A 1,117-nucleotide genomic window follows, 5' to 3' on the forward strand; every position below is an offset into this window, starting at 1 on the left:
GCACCGGCAGGCCGTAGAGCCGAGCCAAGTCTGCGGCTGACCCGGTGCGCCCCGGCGAGGCCGGAATGCCGTCGAACAGGCCCATGGCGCTTTCGAGGATGACGAAATCGGTGTCGTCGGCGGCTTGCGCGGCGAGTGCGTTGAGCAGCGATGGCGGCATCGCCCAGCTGTCCAGATTGACGCCCGACAGTCCCGTGGCGGCGGTGTGGAAGCCGGGGTCGATATAGTCGGGGCCGGATTTGGCGCCTCGCACCTTCAGCCCACGCCGGGTGAGCGCGCGTAAAATGCCGATGGTGACGCTGGTCTTGCCGGAGCCGGAGCGCGGCGCGCCGATGATGATGGCGCGGGCCGTCATGCTTGTCCCGCCAGTGCCGCGCGCATGGCAACGATCCCGCCAACGACGATCAGCGCCGGCGAGGCGAGACCGGCGGCCGCGGCTTCCTCGGCAATGGTGGCGAGCGTTGCGACGACGGTTCGTTCCTGCGGCGTCGTTGCGGCGACGATCACTGCCGCCGGTGTCGACGGCGCCAGCCCGCCGTCGAGCAGTGCCGCCGCGATCAAAGGCAGGTTGGCCATGCCCATATAAACGACGACAGGCTGGCCGGTGCGGGCGATTGCCGCCCAATCGAGATCGTCATCGGTGCCGGCGGCGTGGCCGGTGGCCAGGATCACCGCCTTGTTGATGCCGCGCATGGTGGCCGGGATGCCGGTCGCGGCCAGAGCGCTGAGGCCCGAGGTCAGGCCTGGCAGCACGCGGAACGGGATGTTTTCATGCGCCAGCGCCAGGGCTTCTTCGCCGCCGCGGCCGAAAATATAGGGATCGCCGCCCTTCAGCCTGACGACGCGGCGGCCGTCGCGCGCCAGCCGCACCAAAAGGGCGGTGATGTCATCCTGTTTCATCGACGGTTTGCCGCCGCGCTTGCCAGCAAAGAAAAGCTCGGCATTTTCGGCAACGGCGACGACATCGGATGAGACCAGCGCGTCGTAGACCAGCGCATCCGCCTCGGCCAAAGCCGCCAGCACTTCGAGCGTCAGGCAACCGGGGTCGCCGGGGCCGGCGCCGGCCAGCCAGACATGGCCAGGCTCCAGCTGGCGCGGCTTGAAGTTCAGCCGGGAC

Annotated in this window: 1 protein-coding gene and 1 pseudogene; both read right to left on the minus strand. The window is 69.1% G+C overall.

The features are described 5' to 3' along the window. Positions 1–355: pseudogene (locus EN984_RS35555) on the minus strand (cobyrinic acid a,c-diamide synthase); the annotation flags it as partial. Next, a partial coding sequence (cobA, locus tag EN984_RS35560; RefSeq protein WP_127384399.1) for a uroporphyrinogen-III C-methyltransferase occupies positions 352–1,117 on the minus strand: 766 nt, incomplete at its 5' end. The pseudogene EN984_RS35555 and the gene cobA, both read right to left, overlap by 4 nt.

This window comes from Mesorhizobium sp. M7A.F.Ca.CA.004.12.1.1, from assembly GCF_003997835.1.
Classification (GTDB): domain Bacteria; phylum Pseudomonadota; class Alphaproteobacteria; order Rhizobiales; family Rhizobiaceae; genus Mesorhizobium.